We start from the raw sequence: 19,826 nt of genomic DNA, 5'->3' as shown, positions 1-19,826 counted from the left end.
TCCCGAAAAAAGTGTCACGGAAGCCGTCACCAAAAAGGAGAAAAATCAAGCACTCAAAAAAGCAGCGTAAAAATCGTATTTAGGCGACAACTAGCTTGCAAATTTCCGGTACCCTCAGCGACGCCCAACTCAGCTGCGGCCGCGCCGCCCTGCGCGCCATCGAGCGGGCGCCGATGCCCGCCCCGGCTCCTGTCAAACCGTACCGCTACCATATCGCCATATTGCGCGATCCGGCGGAAGAGCTGCCACCAAGCAACGAAGCGGCACTTGAGCGATTTGTCGACGTGGGGCGCGAGCTGGCGATCGATGTCACCTTGATCGAGAAAAAGGACTTTTCGCGCCTGGCCGAGTTCGACGCCCTGTTCATACGAGAAACCACCGCCATCAACCACCACACTTACCTGTTTGCGAAAAAGGCGGAAAGCGAGGGCATGGTGGTGATCGACGATCCGATGTCGATTTTGCGCTGCACCAACAAAGTCTACCTGGCAGACCTGATGCGCTTGAACAAAATACCGACACCCCATACCTACGCGCTGCAAAGAGCGGACATTGCCGATATCGCCGCCATCGAACGCGACATTGCTTACCCGATGGTCATGAAGATCCCGGACGGCGCATTTTCGCGCGGCGTGACCAAAGTCACCAATGCGCAACAATTCCAGGAAACCGCCCAAACCCTGCTGATGCAATCGGCACTCATTCTCGTGCAGGAGTACATGTACACGGATTTTGACTGGCGTATCGGGGTATTGAACCGGAAAGCGATTTTTGCGAGCAAATACTTCATGTCCAAAGATCACTGGCAGATCGCCAAGCGCGATGCCGGCGGCCAGGCAAAGTTCGGCGCCGCGCGCGCGGTTGCGCTGGACGACGTCCCGCCGGACCTGCTGGCATACGCTCTTGCCGCAGCCAATCTGATCGGTGATGGCTTGTACGGGGTGGACATGAAAATGACGGCACGCGGGCCGGTGGTAATCGAAGTCAACGACAATCCGAATATCGATGCCGGCAATGAAGACGCCGTGTTGGGCGACGACATGTACCGTATCGTGCTGCGCGACCTGGTGCGCCGGCTCGATATTGCCCACGGCCTGACGCGCGTGCAAGCTGAGTCCGGTACATGAACGAGGGCTTGGCAAGGGTAAATTGTTCGGTATACCGGCAGGGCGTCAAGCGCGGCGAGATCACGATCGACGAGATCGGCACGGCGCTGGAACAGCAGGATACGTTTGTCTGGCTCGGTCTGGTTGAACCGGATAATGAATTGATGGAGCGGGTCCAGGAAGAATTCGACTTGCACGAACTGGCGGTCGAGGATGCCCAGAAGGCCCACCAGCGCCCCAAGATCGAGGAATATGGCGAGACCTTGTTCGTGGTCTTGCACACTGTGACACTGGCGGGAACAACGATACACTTTGGTGAAACGCATGTCTTCGTCGGGCGCCGCTTCGTCATCACCGTCAGGCATGGCAAGTCGAACGGCTACGGCAGCGTGCGCGAAAAAACCGAGAATACCCCGTCCAGGCTGGCCACCGGACCGGGATACGTCCTGTACTCGATCGTCGACTTCATTGTCGACCACTACCAGCCCTGCATGGATACGCTCCAGCACCGCTTCCGCCAAGTGGAAAAGGACTTGTTCCAGCCCAATCCTCCGGCCGGCAACCTGGAAGAGTTTTACAATCTGAAGAACGAACTGCTGTCGCTGCAGGCCGCCGCCGGGCCGCTGACCGATGTGTGTACGCAGTTGCTGCGCTTTCATGGGGACATTATCCCAAAAGAAAACCGGATCTACTACCGCGACATTCTCGATCACGTCGCACGTGTGACAGAGTCCGCCGACCGGGTAAGGGCGATGATCGACGCCGCCATGCAGGTGGCGCTGGCCCAGGTAACGATCCGGCAAAACGAGGTGGTCAAGCGCCTTGCCGGCTGGGGCGCCATTCTCGCCGTTCCGACCATGGTATTCAGTTTGTATGGCATGAACTTTGACGTCATGCCGGAATTACGATGGCGTTGGAGCTACCCTTGCGTCATGCTTGGGATCGTTCTGGTGAGCATTTTTCTCCACCGTCGACTCAAGCGGGTGGGATGGCTTTAGCCTTACTGTCAACAGGCACGCAGGCAGGCAAGGTCAGCGGCGGCAGGCGAAAGTTGGAAGTTGCCAGATAAGCGCAACTGGCGCTTGCACCGGGGAAGGACTAGCGATATATTTGCCGCATTACCGCCTCTGAAAATGGCGCCCCACACAAGGCGCCGTTTTTTTGCGATTGTGGTTGCTATAAATTTAAGGTTTACATGAAAGCATTTATTGTCCTGGCAGCATTGATACTGCCGTCCCTGGCCGGCGCAGCCTGCACCCTGGCCAAGACCACCACGTTGCCGATCCAGTACAGCGGCAGCACGATGGTTGCGCCCGCTGTGCGCGGCAGCATCAATGGCACACCAGCGGCGATGTGGCTCCATACCGGCACGGCCTCGACGTTGCTGACCCGCACTGCCGCCGAAAAAAACCAGCTGACGGTGGGAGCCGGCACACCTGGCCGGGCCAAGCTGACCAGCTTCAACGTGGGGCCGATCAACGGCGCGGTCACCCTGCCGGTGGTCAGCGACAATGGCTACCCGCCCGGCTTCGATGGCGTTCTCGGCGCCGACGTGCTGATGCAGGCCGACCTTGAAGTCGCGCTGGGCGAGAAGGAAATGCGCATCGGCTGCACGCCGCCCGGCTGGGCCGCCCGCGCCGTCAAACTGCCCATGCTGACCCGCCCCAGCGTCGACAAGCGCGTGCGCGTGACCGTCAAAGTCAACGGCATGGACCTTGAAGCGCAGTTTGATTCGAACGCGCCCCACAGCAGCATCACCGACGATGGCGCCGCCAAAGCGGGTGTCAAGACCACCGCCCCGGAAGGGCCCTGGAGCGCGCTCTTCGCCACCATCGCCGTGGGCCCGGATAGCGTGAAAAACGTCGACCTGCCGGTCCGCGCCACCTACGGCAGCAATGCGGGCGAGCCGGACGTGGTGCTCGGCAGCGACTTCTTCCGCGCGTACAAGATCTACTTCGCCAACAGCGAGCGCCAGGTCTACCTGAGCCGCAGCGGCAGCGGCGAGGTATTCGCCAAGCCGGCCGCCAGCCCCCCGTCCTGGCTGCTCAAGGAAGGCGAGAGCGGCAACGCCGATGCCCAGCTGGCACTGGCGAACTACCGCTATGCCGATTGGAAGGTCGGGCGCGCCTGGCTGGAAAAGGCTGCCAACCAGGGCCAGCAGCGTGCCCTGATCGAACTGGCGCGCATCTACCGGCGCGAGAAAAAGGCCGCCGAGATGGTCCCGCGCCTGCGCAAGGCGCCTGTCACGCCGCGCATCGCGCTCGAATTGTTCCTGACACAGACCGCCGCCGGCGACAAGGAAGGCGCCAGGCGCGATCTGGCGGCCGCCAACATCAAGGGCTGGCCCGCGCCGATCGCCGATTTCTACCTCGGCCGCCTCAAGATGGACCCCATGTACGATCAGGCCGAAGCGTTCCCCGCACTGGGCAAGGCGCGCCTGTGCGAAGTGCACATCTACACGGCGCAGCTGAGTGAAGCGCAGGGCAACCATCACCACGCCCGGCAGATGATGGAAGCGTGGCAGCGCGACTGCGGCACGTTCTAGCGCCAAGTCGGCGCGGTTCCGCCAGTGGTCAAGCCACACGGACCTAGCGACGAGGACCTCATCGACGTCAGGCGCCGAAGTCGAGTACCACACGCGACGGCACGTCGCCGCGCTTGAGGCGCTCAAAAACGTCATTGATGGCCGACAGTGGCTGCAACTCGATATCGGCCTTGACCTTGCCGTCCAGCGCAAAGGCCAGCGCCTCGGCCATGTCGAGCCGGCTGCCGACAAACGAGCCGCGGATCGTAATGCAGTTGGCCACCACATCGAACAGCGGCGTCGGAAATTCCCCCGCCGGCAAGCCGACTAACACGCACGTGCCGAACTTGCGCGTCATGCCGACGCCCTGCCGGAACGCCACCAGCGAAGGCGCCGTGATCAGCACGCCGTGCGCGCCGCCGCCGGTCACGCTTTTCACCATGTCGATGGCGTCGGCCTTGCGCGCATCGACCATGGCGTCGGCGCCCAGCCGTGCGGCGTGCGCCAGCTTGCCTTCATCGATATCGACCGCGCAGACGTGCAAACCCATGGCCTTGGCATACTGTACCGCAAGGTGTCCCAAACCGCCGATGCCGGAAATGACGATCCACTGCCCTGGCCTGGCCTGGGTTTCCTTGATGCCCTTGTAGGAGGTGATACCGGCGCAGATCAGCGGCGCCGCGTCGCGCGCCGCCAGGCCCGCCGGGATATGCGCCACATAATTCGGATCGGCCACGATGTACTCGGCGAAGCCGCCGTTTTTGCTGAAGCCGCCAAACTGGGCGTCGGCGCATACCGGCTCGTGCCCCGCAAGACAATATTCGCAGTGCCCGCATGCCGAGTAGAGCCAGGGCACGCCGACCCGGTCGCCTTCCTTGACCTGTGTAACGCCCGCACCGAGTGCGGTGACGATGCCGATGCCCTCGTGCCCCGGAATAAACGGCAGCGCAGGCTTGATCGGCCAGTCGCCGCTGGCGGCGTGCAGGTCGGTGTGGCACACGCCGCACGCCTCTGTCTTGACCAGGATCTGGCCGGGCCCGGGTACGGGAATGGCCACTTCCCTCAACACCAGTGCTTGTCCATATTGCTCGACGAAAGCGGCCTGCATGGTTTGTGACATTCATTACTCCTGAGATAGATTGCCTTGAATAGATTTCCTTGGCGCAAATGCGTCGAAGGTCCGGGGGGGCCGGGGGCCAGTCGGCTCGACGACATGGCCGGGCAAAGTGCGCCGGACGCGTCGATAGTACGCCCGCGATCGCGCGTGCTGTGCGTGGCGCCGCGCTTTGGGCGCTTTTTCCGGCGAAAAAAACGGCCGCGCGCGAACAATACGGGGGCGGACGGCCCGCACGGGGTCGAAAGCGCGCAAACACACTGACAGCCAGGCTGGCCACGCGCAAGCTGTGGCGACACCGCCGCGCCCTGTGCGATCGAAGGCGTGGTGCATAGGCGCGATCAGCGCAGCCTGTCCGGCAAGCGCTTGGCCGGCAGTGCAAACAACACGACAAGGGAACAGACATGCATTACAGCAGCGGAAATTATGAAGCCTTCGTACGTCCGCGCAAGGCCGCGGGCGCCGACAACAAGTCGGCGTGGTTCGTCGGATCGGGGCTGGCCAGCCTGGCCGGCGCCGCCTTCCTGATCCGCGACGCGGGCGTGGCCGGTCAACGCATCACCATCCTCGAACAGCAAGCCATCGCGGGCGGCGCGCTCGATGGCCTGAAGGTGCCCGAGAAGGGCTTCGTCATCCGCGGCGGACGGGAAATGGAACAACATTTCGAATGCCTGTGGGACCTGTACCACTCGATTCCCTCGCTCGAGATCGAAGGCGCCAGCGTCCTCGACGAGTTCTATCGCCTCGACAAGGACGATCCGAACGTGTCGCTGCAGCGGGTCACGCAGGACTGCGGCGGCGATGTGGCCGACAAGGCGCTGCTGACCTTGAACGAGGGCGCACAAAAGAATCTGCTCTCGGTGTTCCTGGCCAGTCATGAATCCATGGAAAACAAGCGCATCGACGAGGTGTTCGGCGCGGATTTTTTGTCAAGCAATTTCTGGCTGTACTGGCGCACCATGTTCGCGTTCGAGGAGTGGCATTCCGCCCTCGAAATGAAACTGTATCTGCACCGCTTCATCCATCATATCGGCGGTCTTGCCGATTTTTCTTCGCTTAAATTCAACCGCTACAACCAGTACGAATCGATGGTGTTGCCGCTGGTGAAATGGCTGCAGGAACACGGCGTCGTGTTCCGTTACGGCGTCGAGGTCACCGATGTGCAGTTCGACATCGCGCCGGGGCGCAAGCAGGCGACCAGGATCGACTGGCGCGAGCACGGCGTGGCCGGCGGCGTCGGCCTCGGCGCCGATGACCTGCTTTTCGTCACCATCGGCTCCCTGACGGAAAATTCCGACAATGGCGACCACCACACGCCAGCCAGGCTCAATGAAGGGCCGGCCCCGGCCTGGGACCTGTGGCGGCGCATCGCGGCAAAGGATGGGGCGTTCGGCCGGCCCGACGTGTTCGGCGCGCACATCGCCCAGACCAAGTGGGAATCGGCCACCATCACCACGCTCGATGCGCGCATTCCTCCCTACATCGAGAAAATCGCCAAGCGCGATCCGTTCAGCGGCAAGGTTGTCACCGCCGGGATCGTCACGGTCAAGGATTCGGCTTGGCTGATGAGCTGGACCATGAGCCGCCAGCCGCACTTCAAGCAGCAGCCGAAACACCAGCTGGTCGGCTGGCTGTACGCGCTGTTTGTCGACGTGCCGGGCGACTACGTCAAAAAGCCCATGCAAGATTGCAGCGGCGAAGAAATCACCCAGGAATGGCTGTATCACCTGGGCGTACCGGTCGAGGATATTGCCGAGCTCGCTGCCACGGCCGCCAGCACGGTGCCGGTCATGATGCCCTACATCACCGCCTTCTTCATGCCGCGTCAGGCCGGCGACCGGCCCGCCATCGTGCCGGCGGACGCCGCCAACTTCGCCTTCATCGGCCAGTTTGCCCAGACCCGCGAGCGCGACTGCATTTTCACCACCGAATACTCGGTGCGCACGGCGATGGAGGCGGTCTACACCCTGCTCGATGTCGAGCGCGGGGTGCCGGAAGTGTTCAATTCGACCTATGACATCCGCACCTTGCTGGCGACGGTGACGCCACTGCGCGATGGCAAGCAGCTCGACATTCCGGGGCCGGCCTTCCTGCGCGAGTATTTCCTGAGAAAGCTGGAGGGAACGGAAATCAGCGCTCTGCTCAAGGAGTTCAAACTGATTGCGGACTGAACGCGGGCGCGCCGGCGGCGGCTTCCGCCTGGCGCGACCGGCGCGCAAGCGATCCTGAATGTGTGCCAGCGCACGGACGTATTGAGCACGCAAGCCCAATGTGATGGTCTGCGCACGGTCGCGTGCGCCACCTATCAGGAACATTGTCATGCTTACCATGCTGAGTCCGACCAAAAATCGCCTGTTGGCGGAACTCGAGCGCGCCGAGTACCACCGCTTGTCGCCCTATCTGGAACTGATCGCCCTCGAGCGCGGCGATGTGCTGTACCAGGTGGACGGCAAAATGGACTACGCCTATTTCCCGGTCACAGCAACCATGTCGATCGACTATCTGCTGGAAAACGGCGGCACCTCGGAAATCAACCGGGTCGGCAATGAAGGCATGCTCGGCGTCCCCTTATTCATGGGCGGCGACAGGTCCGCCGGTCGCGCCGTCGTGCAGACCAGCGGCTACGCCTACCGGCTCAGCGCGGCACGACTGATGGCGGAGTTCTACCACAAGGGGCCCTTGCTGCGCCTGCTGCTGCGCTACGCCCAGGCACGCCTGATGCAGGTCTCGCAGCTGGCGGCATGCAACAGCCACCACAGCACCAGGCAGCGCCTGTGCCGCTATTTGCTGCAAATGCTCGATCGCTCATCATCGAACGAGCTGGCCGCAACGCAGGAGGAAATCGGCGGCATCATCGGGGTGCGCCGCGAAGGCGTGACCGATGCCGCCCGCTGGCTGCAGGAACGGGGCATCATCCGCTGGCGCCGCGGCCATGTCACCGTGCTCAGCCGCAGCGGCTTGCACGCGCATGTCTGCGAGTGCTATGACGTGGTGTGCCACGCCACCGCGCTGCTGCTGCCGGACCTGACGGCCAGTTCAGCCCATCTTCCCGGCATCTGGCGCGCCAGCGGCGCCCTGCCCCCCTACCAATTCAAGGACGAGCGGCGCCACGCGCACGGCGGCGAACACGCCGCAGCGCCTCATTCAGGCCAGGCCGAGCTGGCGTTCGTGTAGCGGGCAGCGGCCGACAGGGGAGCGGCGCTGTCCGCAACATGAAAGCGCGCTCACAGTGCTGGCTTAGAGCGGATTCAGTGCCCGGGGCACTTCCAGCATCATTCCCACTCGATGGTCGCTGGTGGCTTCCCGGAAATATCATAAACCACGCGGTTGATCCCGCGCACTTCATTGATGATCCGGTTCGACACCTTGCCCAGCAAGCTGTGCGGCAAGTGCGCCCACTGCGCCGTCATGAAATCGAGCGTTTGCACCGCGCGCAGCGCCACCACGTACTCATAGGTGCGGCCGTCGCCCATCACGCCCACCGATTTCACCGGCAGGAACACGGCGAACGCCTGGCTGGTCGCTTCGTACCAGTTCTTCGGCGCCGCGCCGGCGTCGATGCTTTCCAGCGCCGGCAGATCGCACGGGGTGTTGCGCAGTTCTTCGATGAAGATCGCGTCGGCCTGGCGCAGCAGGTCGGCAAACTCTTTCTTCACTTCACCAAGAATGCGCACGCCCAGCCCAGGACCCGGGAATGGATGGCGATACACCATCTCGTGCGGCAAGCCGAGCGCCACGCCGAGCTTGCGGACTTCATCCTTGAACAGTTCGCGCAGCGGTTCGAGCAGTTTCAGGTTCAGCGTTTCCGGCAAGCCGCCCACGTTGTGGTGACTCTTGATGGTCTGCCCTTTCTTGCCCTTGCCGGCGCTTTCGATGACGTCCGGATAAATCGTGCCCTGGGCCAGCCACTTGGCGTTCTTCAGCTTGCCCGCTTCGACCTGGAACACTTCGACGAACTCGCGTCCGATGATCTTGCGCTTGACTTCCGGGTCGGCCACGCCGGCCAGGTGGCCGAGAAACTGTTCTTCGGCATCGATGCGCAGCACCTTGACGCCGAGGTTCTTGGCGAACATGTCCATCACCATCTTGCCCTCGTTCAGGCGCAGCAGGCCGTGATCGACGAACACGCAGGTCAGCTGGTCGCCGATGGCGCGGTGGATCAGCGCCGCCGCCACGCTCGAATCGACCCCGCCCGACAGGCCGAGGATGACGTCGTCGCTGCCGACCTGTTCGCGGATCTTGGCCACCGCTTCACTGATGTAGTCGGGCATGTTCCATTCCGACTTGCAGCCGCAGATCTCATGCACGAAGCGGCCGATGATCGCCTTGCCCTGCGCCGTGTGCGTCACTTCCGGGTGGAACTGCAGCGCGTAAAAGCGGCGTTCCTCGTCGGCCATGGCGGCCACCGGGCAGCTCGGGGTGTCGCCCATCAGCTTGAAGCCGGGCGGCATGTCGAGCACTTTGTCGCCGTGGCTCATCCAGACCTTGAGCATGCCGTGGCCTTCGTCGGTGACAAAGTCGTTGATGCCGTTGAGAAGCGCGGTATGGCTGCGCGCGCGCACTTCGGCGTAGCCGAATTCGCGCACCAGGCCGTTTTCGACCTTGCCGCCCAGCTGGGCGGCCATGGTTTGCATGCCGTAGCAAATGCCGAGCACCGGCACGCCGAGTTCGAACACGGCTTGCGGCGCGCGCGGGGCGTCGCCTTCCAGGGTGGAACTGTGGCTGCCCGACAGGATCACGCCGGCGGCGCCGTAGTTGCGCACGAATTCGTCGCTGACGTCATACGGGAATACTTCGGAAAACACGCCGGCGTCGCGCACGCGGCGGGCGATCAGCTGGGTGACTTGGGAACCGAAATCGAGGATGAGAATTTTAGAGTGCATGGAGGGCCAGGAGAAATTGCAAAATTGGTGACGATGGGTGTCACTACGCGGCGCTCGCGGGCAACGGACGCCCGCGCTGCGAACAACGCGGCCAACCGGTCGCCGCGTTGTGGGTGCCTTTATTCGCCGGAACGGTAGTTCGGCGCTTCCTTGGTGATCTGCACGTCATGCACGTGCGATTCGCGCATGCCGGCCGAGGTAATCTCGACAAACTCCGCTTTTTCGCGCAGCTCGTCGATGGAGGCGCAACCGCAGTAACCCATCGACTGGCGCACGCCGCCGACCAGCTGGTAAATGATCGCCAGCACGCTGCCCTTGTAGGCGACGCGGCCTTCGATGCCTTCCGGGACGAACTTGTCGGCCTTGGCCGCCGCATCCTGGAAGTAACGGTCGGCCGAGCCGTCCGCCATCGCGCCCAGCGAACCCATGCCGCGGTAGGACTTGTAGCTGCGGCCCTGGTACAGGATCACTTCGCCCGGCGCTTCTTCGGTGCCGGCGAACATGGAGCCCATCATCACGCTCGATGCGCCTGCGGCCAGTGCCTTGGAAATGTCGCCCGAGAAGCGGATGCCGCCATCGGCGATGCATGGCACCCCGGTGCCGGCCAGCGCTTCGGCCACGTTGGAAATGGCGGTGATCTGCGGCACGCCGACGCCGGCGACGATGCGGGTGGTGCAGATCGAGCCCGGGCCGATGCCGACCTTGACCGCGTCCGCGCCGTGTTCAACCAGCGCCAGCGCGGCGGCGGCCGTGGCGATGTTGCCGCCGATGACGTCCACGTGCGGGAAGCGCACCTTGATCCACTTCACGCGGTCGAGGATGCCTTGCGAATGGCCGTGGGCGGTGTCGACCACCAGCACGTCCACGCCGGCGGCGACCAGCAGTTCGATGCGCTCTTCGTCGCGGGCGCTCACGCCCACGGCGGCGCCGACCAGCAGCTTGCCCTGCGCATCTTTCGAGGCGAACGGGTGCTCGTGCGACTTCTGGATATCCTTGACGGTGATCAGGCCGCGCAGTTCGAATTCGTCATTGACGACCAGCACGCGCTCGAGGCGGTGCTTGTTCATCAGGCGCTTCGCTTCGGCGGTGTCGGCGTCTTCCTTGACGTAGACCAGCTTGTCGCGCGGGGTCATCTTTTCGCGCGCTTCGGCGTCGAGCTCTTCTTCAAAGCGCAAGTCGCGGTTGGTGATGATGCCGACCACGGTCTTGCCTTCGACGACAGGAAAGCCGCTGATGCCGTACTGCTCGGTCAGGGCGATCACGTCGCGGATCTTCATGCTCGGCGGGATCGTGATCGGATCGCGCAGCACGCCGGCCTCGAAACGCTTTACGCGCGCTACTTCGCGGGCCTGGTCCTTGGGCGACAGATTCTTGTGAATGATGCCGATCCCGCCTTCCTGCGCCATGGCAATGGCAAGGCGCGCCTCGGTGACCGTATCCATCGCTGCGGAGAGCAAGGGAATGTTCAAGGCAATATTGCGGGTCAGGCGAGTTTTGAGGGAGGTGTCGGCTGGGAGGACATTCGAGTAAGCCGGGACGAGCAGCACATCATCGAACGTGAGTGCTTTTTGAAGTAGACGCATAGCATTTTCCTATTGGCGCAAAAGTGAATTATACAGAAGTTCCCGTGCGCCGTCTCGTGAAGCCCTCAAAATGCCCGGAATCGCGCCAAGTTCATTGACAAGCCGGACAAATCACGGTGAAATCGGGGATTGATTACTAACGGAAAGATTCACATGGCCAACCTTAACGTAAAACGAACATTGCAGCTGCTGGCCGGAGGGGCGCTGATGCTGTTCGCCTCTGTGTCCTACGCGCAATACGTGTGGGTCGATGCCAATGGCACCAAGCAATACTCGGACCGCCCGCCGCCACCAGGCATCCCGGCCAAGAACATCATCAAGCAGCCGGGCGGCAGCGCCAAAGCTGGCGAGGCCCCTGCGGTCAGCGCACCGGGCGCGGTGCCCGCCACCGCCGACGACAAGGTGCCGCCAAGCCTGGCCGACCGCGAAGCGGACTACCGCAAGCGCGCCAAGGCCAAGGAAGAGGCGGACAAGAAGGCCAGCACCGCAGCGGCCGGCAAGGCCAGGAACAAGGCTGCCTGCGAAGGCGCGCGTACCTACAAGCGCACGCTCGAGCAGGGCACGCGCGTGACCACCACCGACAAAAAAGGGGAAGAATCGTTCATGGACGACGCCAAACGCGCGTCCGAACTGGCGCGCGCCAACAAAGCCATCGCCGAAGCCTGCAAATAAGCGGCCGGGGCGCGGCCGCTCTGCCCAATCAGAGCGGCTGCGCCTTCTTTTCCGCCCGCTTGCGGCGCGCTTCTTTCGGGTCGGCCACCAGCGGCCGGTAGATGTCGATGCGGTCGCGCGGGCGCAGCACCGTGTCCAGCGGTTTTTTCTTGCCGTACAGGCCCACCGGCTGGAGCGCCAGGTCGATCCCGGGTATCTCCTCGAGCACGCCGCTGCGGAGGATCGCCTGTTCGATCGTGCAGCCTTGCTCCACCGTCAGCTCCTGCAGGTACTCGCGCAGCGGCGTGGCGTAGCAGACCTGGACCGTGAACTTCCCGCCCACCGGATCGGCCTTGACATCGGCCAGGGAACCCACCACGGAATCAACCATATACCGTCTCGGCGCGCTTGCAGAACGAGTCGACCATGCTGTTGGCGATGACGCCGAACACCGGCCCGATCAATTGTTCGAGTATCATGCTTGAAAATTCGTAGTGCAGGTCGAATTCGACCTTGCAGGCATCGGCACGCAGCGCCTTGAACGTCCAGGTGCCGTCCATGCACTTGAACGGGCCGTCCACCAGTTTCATTTTCATCTGGGTCGGCCGCGTGTTGATATTGCGGGTCGTGAAGCTTTGCTTCACGCCGTGGAAGTGAATCGCCAGGCTGGCCGTCAATGAGTCGTCGGTCCGCTCGATGAGCTTCACGCCGCCGCACCAGGGCAGGAATTTGGGATAATCTTCCACTTTGGCCACCAGGTCGAACATCTGTTCGGCGCTGTAAGCCAAAAATACTGTTTTGTGTACTACTGCCATTAATCAACCGTTTGCTATGATGTTGGGTATGTTGCATCAGTAGTTTAACCGAACCGCGCACTTTAGCCATTTCATGAGTATTGTTGACAATAAAAAAGCATTCCACGACTACTTCATCGAGGACCGTTACGAAGCCGGTATCGTGCTCGAAGGATGGGAAGTCAAGGCGATTCGCGATTCGCGCGTCCAGATCAAGGAGGCGTACGTGGTCGTACGCGGGGACGAGCTGTTCCTGTTCGGCGCGCATATCAGCGCGCTCTCGACCGCGTCGTCATTTACCCACCCCGAAGCGGTGCGCACGCGCAAGCTGCTGCTGCACCGCGCCGAAGTCGACAAGCTGATCGGCAAGGTCGAGCGCTCCGGCTATACCCTGGTGCCGATCAACCTGCACTTCAAGGGTGGCCGCGTGAAGTGCGAGATTGGCCTTGCCAAGGGCAAGAAGCAGCACGACAAGCGCGCCACCGAGAAAGAACGCGACGGCAAGCGCGAGGTTGCCGCCGCCATGAAGACGCACAGCCGCTGACAGGCTGTCACAGCGCCGTTCCCGCCCCGGGCGGGAACGGCGGCGCTTACGCCACCTGCTGCACCGCAGGCCGCGCCACCAGCAAACTCAAGCGCCAACACAAAAAGCTCAGCACCAGCGAGCCGCCCACCCCGTACGCCAGTTTCAGGGCGCTGTCGAACAGCAGCGGCGCCAGCATGCCCGACACCAGCGCGAACGCCATCATCTGGATGAACGACATCATCGACGAGGCCAGGCCCCGGTTGTGCGGAAACAGCGACAAGGCGCCCACCTGGATCGCCGGCATGGCCACCGCCAGGCCGAAGGTGTACACCGCCAGCGGCAGCACCGCCCACGGGATGGCGGCCACGAACAGCAGGTTGTAGCCGATGCTGATCACGCTGCCAAGCGCCATGATGCCGAACCCGAGCCACATCATCGTCGCCGGGGCGATCCGCGCGGCCGCCTTGCCGCCCCACGCCGAACCGACCACCATGCCGCCGATCATCGGAATGAACAGCCACGCAAATGCCGTCTCAGGCAGGTGCAGGATATCCATGACGAAATTGGCCGCCGACCCGATGTACAGCGACAGACCGCTGAACGCCAGCCCGACCGCCAGCGACAGCAGCAAAAATTGCGGATGGCGCAGCACCTTCAGATAGTTTTTTGCGATCGCAATGCCATGAAAAGCATGGCGCTGCGCCTTGGGCAAGCTTTCCGGCAAACCGCGATACACGAGCAGCATCATCAAGGCGCCGAACATGGCCAGGAATACAAAGGTCGAGCGCCAGCCGAAATGCACGTGCAGGTAGCCGCCCAGCACCGGGGCGATGGCCGGCGCCAGCCCGAACACCATCATGATGTGCGACATGATGCGCTGCGCATGCGCCTGGTCGTGCGAAAAACGGTCTTGCACGATGGCTTGCCCGATCACCGAGCCGGCGCCCGCCGCCAGCCCCTGCAAGGCGCGGCAAGCCAGCAGCACGCCGAAGCTGGGCGCGAACACCGCGCCGAGCGAGGCCAGCGTGTACACCGCCAGCGCGATCAGGATCACCGGGCGGCGCCCGAAGGAGTCCGACAAGGTGCCGTAGAACAACATCATGAAAGCAAAGGTGAACAGGAACACGCTCAGCGTTTGCTGCACCGCCAGCGGGCCGACGGCAAATTCGCGCCCGATCGCCGGGATGGACGGCAGGTAGGTATCGATGGCGAGGGCGCCTACCATCCCCAGGCAAGCCAGGATCACTGTTAACATACGCTGCATGCGGTAAAGCCTTATGTAAAGACGGCAGCGCACCATGCGGCCAACCGAGCCCGCAATTTTACCGGCATTTGTGAAAAGTTACCGGAGAGCCAGTAACAACACAGCCTTACGGCATCTTCATGCCGAAGCGCTCCGTGCGCGGCATCCAGTTGCCGTCGATGGCGGCCGAGGCCAGGATGCGCTCGGCGCGCCCGATCAGCAGATGGCGCGCCACCATGCCCACCATGCGCGAATCGGCGCTGCGGTCGCGATTGTCGCCGAGCATCATGAACTGGTCCTGGGGTACGGTCACCGGCCCGAAGCTGCGCGGCGCCATCAGTTCCGGAATGACCTGGATGCGGCGCCGGTGACCGGCGAAGGTTTCGTCGACGTTCTGGGCGGCGACCCGGGTGCCGTCCCCGAGCGGCTCGAGCGCCGTGCCGGCGGCGGCGTAACTGGCCGGCTGGCCATTGATGATGAGCTGCTCGTCGCGCATTTCGACAATGTCGCCCGGCAGCGCGACCAGGCGCTTGATCAGGCGCGTGCCGTCCGCCGGCGAGGAAAACGTCACCACATCGCCGCGCTGCGGCTCGCCGACGCGCGCCAGCACCACGTCGGTCAGGGGAATCTTGACGTTGTAGGCGAGTCGGTTGACGAAGACCACGTCGCCTTCGAGCAGGTTGGGCCGCATCGAGCCCGATGGAATCGGATTCCAGTCCGCGACAGCGGTCCGGAACAGTCCGAATAACAATAGAAATACCAGCCAAGCCTTGTTCTCGCGCACCAGTTTTTTCATTTCAGTCTCCTGTGTAAGTGGTGAGCAAGTTATACGCGGCGCGTCTTTAGCGATGCTTAACTGAGTGTAATCACACGAGTTGATGGTTGTGTTTTCACGTAAAACGATCCTCCCAGTCTTACTGTGTCATATCTGGATTGTGTGCGTACACTGTTGAACTGCCAATGCTCACGTAGCGCCGGCTGCTTACCAATGCTTACAGATGAAACTGGAACAATACACCTAAGAAAGATTGCGACGATTAATGTACGTCCATGCGTTCCGTACGCTGTAATGACTGCCAGACGCGTTCGTCCTCCGCAGTGCATTCCTTCTACCAGGAGATTCACATGAAATCAGGCATTTTCGTATTTTCGGCTCTCGTCTTATCCGCTCCGGCATTCGCTGCGGATGACATTTCTCTTGGGACGCCAGGTTACGGCGGCACCGGTTGCCCTGCGGGATCCGTGTCAGCCACCCTCAGTCCGGATGCCAAGTCCTTAAGCTTGCTGTTCGATCAATATCAGATATCCGTTGGCGGGACGACCGGCAAAAGCTTTGACCGGAAAAGCTGCAATATTGCGATCCCCGTGCACGTGCCACAGGGAATGAGCGTTGCCGTCATGAAAATTGATTACCGCGGCTTTAATCGCTTGCCAGACGCGGCATCATCACAGTTTAATGTGGAGTATTTCTTCGCGGGAACGAAGGGCCCTGCATTTCAGCGCAGCTTCCGAGGGGCGATCGATGAGGACTATCTGATCAACAACGAACTTGTTGCTGAGTCGATGGTGTGGTCTGGATGTGGTGCCGACGTGAACTTGCGGACCAATTCGAGCATGAAAGTGAAAACCGTTGCCAATAAAGAGGCGGTATCGTCAATCGACTCACAAGATGTCAACGCAGGTATCATTTACCAACTGCAATGGCGCAAGTGCGGAAGCTGATAAAATTTGTGCGATCCGGCAAGACCCTGCCGGATCTGACTGCAACAAGGGGAGTGGTGACCATGCGTTTGCACATGAAAATTCTGCTGGCCTGTGGTGCCGCCCTTACGCTGCCGGCGTATGGGGCGCAAGATGGCTGTCCCGCCGGAAGTTACTCGGTAGTTGTCTCCCCCGATCGGACAACACTCAGCATATTGTTCGACAAGTTTCACATCGACACCAGCACCGCCACCTCGGCCGTGACGGCAGGGGCGGCAAGCAAAGTATGCCATATTTTGCATTCGTTAAACTTGCCTGCGAATATGTCATTGGGCGTGTACAAAGTCGACTACCGGGGATTTGCAAAACTCGCTTCCTCCCAGGAAGCCTCGCTTGAGGTCCAGTATGCACTGGCCCCGCAGGGGAACGAGCACGGCCGCGTCTTCAGGCGGAAGGTCAAAGGCGTCCATGAAGGTGACTATATTTTCACCGAAAACATCGGCGCGGGGCAAATGAAACGGATCGGATGCGGTATCGACGCCAAACTCAACGTCAGGATAAAACTTGGGCTCAGCGGCGGCGCTGACGCCATGGTGTCGCTCGATAGCAGCGACGGTACGACCGCAGCAATGGTTTATCATCTAGATGTTAAAAAATGCAATTGATATCGAGAATGTGAATTCGCCGAGTCGGACAGTCCCGCACCGCCGTGACGCCGGCTGACAAGAGCCATTCAAAGTGCCGTCAGGTGCGCGCTCGGCACGAAAAGACGCTGGCAGGTCGTCTCCGCTTACGAAGAGATTAGCAAGGCACAATGCTGGGACGGGTGAAGGGTTCGGAAACAGTCGCGGCGCCGACAAGGCTGCCATCGACGTCATCAACGCCGATCGCGGCCCCCCAGCGTAGTGCGCCAGGTCAATTACCTCGACAACATTTTGAAACAGGACAAGCGCGCCGCCGAAAGGATACGCCATCGACCGGGCCCTGCGCGCCATGCGGCACAGAGGCGCGCGCGCAGGCTGCGTCAACGCGGGCGGCGACCTGGCGGCGTTCGGCGACACGGTCCTGCCCGTCATGCGGCGCGAGCGCGATGGCAGTTGCAGCGCGCTGGGTGGACTGAGTAATGGCGCCATGGCAAGCTCACGCCGTGGCGCCCCCCCCCCCGCTCTGGCGGCCATGACGCGCTCATTCTGCCAGCACAGAGCAAGCTCACTTAGCACCGTCCTCAGCCTGACTATTTGAGCAAGATTGCTTGCTTAGTACAACCATTGCTGCCAGAATCTGCGGCGCCACGCACGCCCAAGCCCCCGCGCTTTCACTTTCAGACATCCCATCACCCCGACCAGCATGCAGACACGTTCGCTTTACCTCACGCTCATCCTCGCCAGCCTGTGCAGCGGCGCCCACGCCGGCCTGTACAAATGCAAAGGCGCAAACGGCCACCCGATCTACCAGAACGCGCCGTGCCCGCCATCGGCCAGTGCCTACGCGAAAAAGATGCCGACCCTGGCCGAGCGCAATGCCTTGGTCAGGCAGCAAAAGCTGGCGGAAAAGAAAGAGCGCTACGCCGACGACCGTCCCGGCGCCAACTGGGACCCGAGCCGCAAGCCGACTGCGTCGATGCCGCCGCCGGTGCATGTTCCGGCGCCGGTCCAGCCAGGCGTACCGGCGCAAGCAAAGCCGGCAGCCACCCAGAAAGCTGCGCCGGGAGGCGCTTCGAAAAGCGAGTATGAGCAAAAACTGGCTGCCGAGAAGCTGGAAGCCGAGAATGCCAAAATCCGCGCCAAGAACAAGTCCATTGAGTGCAACAACGAGCGCCAGCAATTGGCCGTCGTGAGGGATGGGCGCGGCGTCCATACCGTCGACAACAAGGGGAATCGCAACTTCATTTCGGACCCCCAGCGCGATGCCGCGATCACCGAAGCCGAACGGCGCGTCGCGCGCGCCTGCCGATAAGGGGCGCCGGCATCGGCTCGCAAGCCCACTACGACGCCTTGACCGCCGCCAGCGCCATCTCTTCGACCAGGCCCGGCGCAACCAGCTTGAGGAAGCGCCCGGCCTTGCCCTTGGCGGTCATGACCACCTCGCGCCTGCGCCCCTCCATGCCCTCGATGATCAGGCGTGCGCATTCTTCCACCGGCATCGCGCCCTCTTCCTTGAGCAAGCTTTTGCCCAGCTGCTGCCCTGCCGCGTTGTAACCGTGATGGCGGATCCGGGTGGCCACCACGCCCGGATAGGCGGTCGTCACGCTCACGCCCGCGCCTTTCAATTCGGCGCGCAAGGCTTCGAAAAATCCGGCCATGGCGAACTTGGTCGCCGCGTAGGCGGTGCGTCCCGGCACGCCGACCAGTCCCGCCAGCGACGACACCGCCACGATGCGCCCGCGCGACGCCTTCAGGTGCGCCAGGGCCGCATGCGTACACCACACGCTGCCCCACAGGTTCACCCGCATCAGGTCTTCGTACCAGCCCAGGTCGCGCACGTCCTCGAACAAGGCGTGGGCCGAGCGCCCTGCGTTGTTGATCAAGGCGTCGATGCGGCCGAAACGCGCCACCGCCGCGTCGATCAGCGCGATGCACTCTGCCTGCACCGATACATCGGTCGGCACGGCCAGCGTCTGCGCGCCGAGCGCCTGGCACTGCCCCGCCACCGCATCGAGCATGGCGCCATTGCGGGCGGCCAGCACCAGCGCCACCGCCTCGCCGCCGCGGGCGGCCAGCTGACGCGCCATGTCGGCGCCGATGCCGTCCGAACTGCCGGTAATGACGATCACGCGCATGGCCGCTCCTATTTCTGGGTTTTCACGATCTGCATGGCGCTGGCGATCAAGCCGCTCATCTCGCCCAGGTTGGCCGGCACGATGATCGAATTGTTGGTCTTGGCCAGTTCCGAGAACGCATGCACGTACTGCTCGGCCACCTTCAGGTTGACCGCATCCTGCCCGCCCGGCTCGCGGATGGCGGCCGCGATCTGGCGCAGCGCTTCGGCGTTCGCTTCGGCCAGCGCCACGATGGCCTTGGCCTGCCCTTCGGCGCGGTTGATCGAGGCCTGCTTCTCGCCTTCCGAGCGGGCGATGGCCGCTTCGCGCTCGCCGGTGGCGATGTTGATCTGCTCCTGCTTGCGCCCTTCCGAGGCCGCGATCAGCGCGCGTTTCTCGCGTTCGGCGGTAATCTGCGCCTGCATTGCGTGCAGGATTTCCTGCGGCGGCGTGAGGTCCTTGATTTCATAGCGCAGCACCTTGACGCCCCAGTTGGCGGCCGATTCGTCGATCGCGTTGACAATGGTGACGTTGATGTGATCGCGCTCTTCGAAGGTTTTATCGAGCTCCATCTTGCCGATCACCGAGCGCAGGGTGGTCTGGGCCAGCTGGGTGATGGCCGCCAGGTAGTTCGACGAGCCATACGAGGCGCGCATCGGATCGGTGATCTGGAAGTACAAAATGCCGTCCACCTGCAGTTGGGTGTTATCGCGCGTGATACACACCTGCGGCGGGACGTCGAGCGGAATCTCCTTGAGAATGTGCTTGTAGGCGATGCGGTCGATGAACGGCACCACGATGGAGAGGCCCGGCACCAGGGTCTTGTGGTACTTGCCGAGGCGTTCGACCACCCAGGCGTGCTGCTGCGGCACCACATTGACCGCCATGACGACGAACACCACCGCCGCGCCGAGAACGATGAGTGTCATTATTCCGGAACCTT

The 19,826-nt window shown here is 62.4% G+C and carries 20 protein-coding genes; 11 read left to right on the top strand and 9 right to left on the bottom strand.

All coding sequences use genetic code 11. The features are described from left to right. The first annotated feature begins 95 nt into the window (after positions 1–95). The 3 genes from F1735_RS24130 (at position 96) to F1735_RS24120 (ending at position 3,651) form a co-directional block, all read left to right on the top strand. Positions 96–1,127: an ATP-grasp domain-containing protein gene (locus tag F1735_RS24130; protein WP_167239287.1), complete on the top strand. Its 1,032-nt coding sequence runs from the start codon at positions 96–98 to the stop codon at positions 1,125–1,127. Next, a complete protein-coding gene (corA, locus tag F1735_RS24125; RefSeq protein ID WP_167239286.1) occupies positions 1,124–2,104 on the top strand; it encodes a magnesium/cobalt transporter CorA in 981 nt (326 codons plus the stop codon). Before F1735_RS24130 ends, corA begins: the two co-directional genes overlap by 4 nt. A 197-nt stretch (positions 2,105–2,301) precedes the next feature. Continuing rightward, positions 2,302–3,651 carry a retropepsin-like aspartic protease gene (locus F1735_RS24120; RefSeq protein ID WP_167239285.1) on the top strand — a complete coding sequence of 450 codons (1,350 nt, stop codon included), beginning with the start codon at positions 2,302–2,304 and terminating at the stop codon, positions 3,649–3,651. Between the two features lie 67 nt (positions 3,652–3,718). On the opposite strand, the gene F1735_RS24115 is transcribed toward F1735_RS24120, so the two are convergent. Further along, positions 3,719–4,750 carry a zinc-dependent alcohol dehydrogenase gene (locus F1735_RS24115; protein WP_167239284.1) on the bottom strand — a complete coding sequence of 344 codons (1,032 nt, stop codon included), beginning with the start codon at positions 4,748–4,750 and terminating at the stop codon, positions 3,719–3,721. A gap of 398 nt (positions 4,751–5,148) precedes the next feature. Between F1735_RS24115 and F1735_RS24110 the strand changes: the two genes are divergently transcribed. Continuing rightward, on the top strand, positions 5,149–6,915 hold the full coding sequence (locus F1735_RS24110) for an oleate hydratase (protein ID WP_167239283.1): 1,767 nt from the start codon (positions 5,149–5,151) through the stop codon (positions 6,913–6,915). A gap of 148 nt (positions 6,916–7,063) precedes the next feature. Then, entirely contained in the window at positions 7,064–7,918 is an 855-nt protein-coding gene (locus tag F1735_RS24105; RefSeq protein ID WP_167239282.1) for a Crp/Fnr family transcriptional regulator, read from the top strand. A 98-nt stretch (positions 7,919–8,016) separates the two neighbouring features. Here F1735_RS24105 and guaA read toward each other — a convergent pair whose 3' ends face one another. Beyond that, complete coding sequence (gene guaA, locus F1735_RS24100) at positions 8,017–9,627, bottom strand: glutamine-hydrolyzing GMP synthase (RefSeq protein ID WP_167239281.1); 1,611 nt, start codon at positions 9,625–9,627, stop codon at positions 8,017–8,019. A gap of 119 nt (positions 9,628–9,746) precedes the next feature. After that, entirely contained in the window at positions 9,747–11,210 is a 1,464-nt protein-coding gene (guaB, locus tag F1735_RS24095) for an IMP dehydrogenase (RefSeq protein WP_166884105.1), read from the bottom strand. A 153-nt stretch (positions 11,211–11,363) separates the two neighbouring features. Between guaB and F1735_RS24090 the strand changes: the two genes are divergently transcribed. Continuing rightward, positions 11,364–11,882, top strand: coding sequence for a DUF4124 domain-containing protein (locus F1735_RS24090; protein ID WP_167239280.1), 519 nt, complete (start codon positions 11,364–11,366; stop codon positions 11,880–11,882). Between the two features lie 28 nt (positions 11,883–11,910). On the opposite strand, the gene F1735_RS24085 is transcribed toward F1735_RS24090, so the two are convergent. Together F1735_RS24085 and F1735_RS24080 are read right to left on the bottom strand one after the other, a co-directional pair. Further along, positions 11,911–12,252: an RnfH family protein gene (locus F1735_RS24085; protein WP_167239279.1), complete on the bottom strand. Its 342-nt coding sequence runs from the start codon at positions 12,250–12,252 to the stop codon at positions 11,911–11,913. After that, positions 12,245–12,676 carry a type II toxin-antitoxin system RatA family toxin gene (locus tag F1735_RS24080; RefSeq protein WP_166878796.1) on the bottom strand — a complete coding sequence of 144 codons (432 nt, stop codon included), beginning with the start codon at positions 12,674–12,676 and terminating at the stop codon, positions 12,245–12,247. The genes F1735_RS24085 and F1735_RS24080 overlap by 8 nt, the downstream gene beginning before the upstream one ends. Positions 12,677–12,749: 73 nt before the next feature. On the opposite strand from F1735_RS24080, the gene smpB reads away from it, so the two are divergent. Continuing rightward, positions 12,750–13,199 (top strand): SsrA-binding protein SmpB, encoded by a 450-nt coding sequence (gene smpB, locus F1735_RS24075; protein ID WP_054262876.1) that lies wholly within the window; start codon positions 12,750–12,752, stop codon positions 13,197–13,199. 46 nt (positions 13,200–13,245) lie between these two features. Here the strand turns inward: smpB and F1735_RS24070 are convergent, their stop codons facing one another. Together F1735_RS24070 and lepB are read right to left on the bottom strand one after the other, a co-directional pair. Next, the gene (locus tag F1735_RS24070; protein ID WP_167239278.1) at positions 13,246–14,445 is read right to left on the bottom strand and encodes a multidrug effflux MFS transporter; all 1,200 of its coding nucleotides are present in this window, start codon (positions 14,443–14,445) and stop codon (positions 13,246–13,248) included. A gap of 106 nt (positions 14,446–14,551) precedes the next feature. Continuing rightward, positions 14,552–15,220: a signal peptidase I gene (gene lepB, locus F1735_RS24065; protein WP_167239277.1), complete on the bottom strand. Its 669-nt coding sequence runs from the start codon at positions 15,218–15,220 to the stop codon at positions 14,552–14,554. A gap of 329 nt (positions 15,221–15,549) precedes the next feature. Between lepB and F1735_RS24060 the strand changes: the two genes are divergently transcribed. The 4 genes from F1735_RS24060 to F1735_RS24045 all read left to right on the top strand — a co-directional run bounded on the left by F1735_RS24060 (position 15,550) and on the right by F1735_RS24045 (position 18,081). Further along, positions 15,550–16,146, top strand: coding sequence for a DUF4360 domain-containing protein (locus tag F1735_RS24060; RefSeq protein ID WP_167239276.1), 597 nt, complete (start codon positions 15,550–15,552; stop codon positions 16,144–16,146). Positions 16,147–16,208: 62 nt separating this feature from the next. Further along, entirely contained in the window at positions 16,209–16,790 is a 582-nt protein-coding gene (locus tag F1735_RS24055; protein WP_222853062.1) for a DUF4360 domain-containing protein, read from the top strand. 307 nt (positions 16,791–17,097) lie between these two features. Next, on the top strand, positions 17,098–17,367 hold the full coding sequence (locus F1735_RS24050; RefSeq protein WP_167239288.1) for an FAD:protein FMN transferase: 270 nt from the start codon (positions 17,098–17,100) through the stop codon (positions 17,365–17,367). Between the two features lie 105 nt (positions 17,368–17,472). Next, the gene (locus tag F1735_RS24045; RefSeq protein WP_167239274.1) at positions 17,473–18,081 is read left to right on the top strand and encodes a DUF4124 domain-containing protein; all 609 of its coding nucleotides are present in this window, start codon (positions 17,473–17,475) and stop codon (positions 18,079–18,081) included. A 28-nt stretch (positions 18,082–18,109) separates the two neighbouring features. On the opposite strand, the gene F1735_RS24040 is transcribed toward F1735_RS24045, so the two are convergent. Together F1735_RS24040 and F1735_RS24035 are read right to left on the bottom strand one after the other, a co-directional pair. Further along, positions 18,110–18,904, bottom strand: a complete 795-nt coding sequence (locus F1735_RS24040) for an SDR family oxidoreductase (RefSeq protein ID WP_167239273.1) — start codon at positions 18,902–18,904, stop codon at positions 18,110–18,112. An 8-nt stretch (positions 18,905–18,912) separates the two neighbouring features. Continuing rightward, positions 18,913–19,812, bottom strand: a complete 900-nt coding sequence (locus F1735_RS24035; RefSeq protein WP_370664038.1) for an SPFH domain-containing protein — start codon at positions 19,810–19,812, stop codon at positions 18,913–18,915. Positions 19,813–19,826 lie beyond the last annotated feature (14 nt).

This window comes from Massilia genomosp. 1 (assembly GCF_011682185.1).
Taxonomy (GTDB): Bacteria; Pseudomonadota; Gammaproteobacteria; order Burkholderiales; family Burkholderiaceae_D; genus Telluria_A; species Telluria_A rubra.
Note: the sequence above shows the minus strand (reverse complement) of the source record. Positions and strands in the feature narration are given on the sequence as shown.

Coding starts and splice junctions, on each gene's coding strand:
- smpB (WP_054262876.1), top strand. CDS start 12,750: ATGAGTATTGTTGACAATAAAAAAGCATTCCACGACTACTTCATCGAG.
- F1735_RS24035 (WP_370664038.1), bottom strand. CDS start 19,812: ATGACACTCATCGTTCTCGGCGCGGCGGTGGTGTTCGTCGTCATGGCG.
- F1735_RS24085 (WP_167239279.1), bottom strand. CDS start 12,252: ATGGTTGATTCCGTGGTGGGTTCCCTGGCCGATGTCAAGGCCGATCCG.
- guaA (WP_167239281.1), bottom strand. CDS start 9,627: ATGCACTCTAAAATTCTCATCCTCGATTTCGGTTCCCAAGTCACCCAG.
- corA (WP_167239286.1), top strand. CDS start 1,124: ATGAACGAGGGCTTGGCAAGGGTAAATTGTTCGGTATACCGGCAGGGC.
- F1735_RS24090 (WP_167239280.1), top strand. CDS start 11,364: ATGGCCAACCTTAACGTAAAACGAACATTGCAGCTGCTGGCCGGAGGG.
- F1735_RS24055 (WP_222853062.1), top strand. CDS start 16,209: ATGCGTTTGCACATGAAAATTCTGCTGGCCTGTGGTGCCGCCCTTACG.
- lepB (WP_167239277.1), bottom strand. CDS start 15,220: ATGAAAAAACTGGTGCGCGAGAACAAGGCTTGGCTGGTATTTCTATTG.
- F1735_RS24110 (WP_167239283.1), top strand. CDS start 5,149: ATGCATTACAGCAGCGGAAATTATGAAGCCTTCGTACGTCCGCGCAAG.
- F1735_RS24045 (WP_167239274.1), top strand. CDS start 17,473: ATGCAGACACGTTCGCTTTACCTCACGCTCATCCTCGCCAGCCTGTGC.
- F1735_RS24060 (WP_167239276.1), top strand. CDS start 15,550: ATGAAATCAGGCATTTTCGTATTTTCGGCTCTCGTCTTATCCGCTCCG.
- F1735_RS24120 (WP_167239285.1), top strand. CDS start 2,302: ATGAAAGCATTTATTGTCCTGGCAGCATTGATACTGCCGTCCCTGGCC.
- F1735_RS24040 (WP_167239273.1), bottom strand. CDS start 18,904: ATGCGCGTGATCGTCATTACCGGCAGTTCGGACGGCATCGGCGCCGAC.
- guaB (WP_166884105.1), bottom strand. CDS start 11,210: ATGCGTCTACTTCAAAAAGCACTCACGTTCGATGATGTGCTGCTCGTC.
- F1735_RS24080 (WP_166878796.1), bottom strand. CDS start 12,676: ATGGCAGTAGTACACAAAACAGTATTTTTGGCTTACAGCGCCGAACAG.
- F1735_RS24105 (WP_167239282.1), top strand. CDS start 7,064: ATGCTTACCATGCTGAGTCCGACCAAAAATCGCCTGTTGGCGGAACTC.
- F1735_RS24115 (WP_167239284.1), bottom strand. CDS start 4,750: ATGTCACAAACCATGCAGGCCGCTTTCGTCGAGCAATATGGACAAGCA.
- F1735_RS24070 (WP_167239278.1), bottom strand. CDS start 14,445: ATGCAGCGTATGTTAACAGTGATCCTGGCTTGCCTGGGGATGGTAGGC.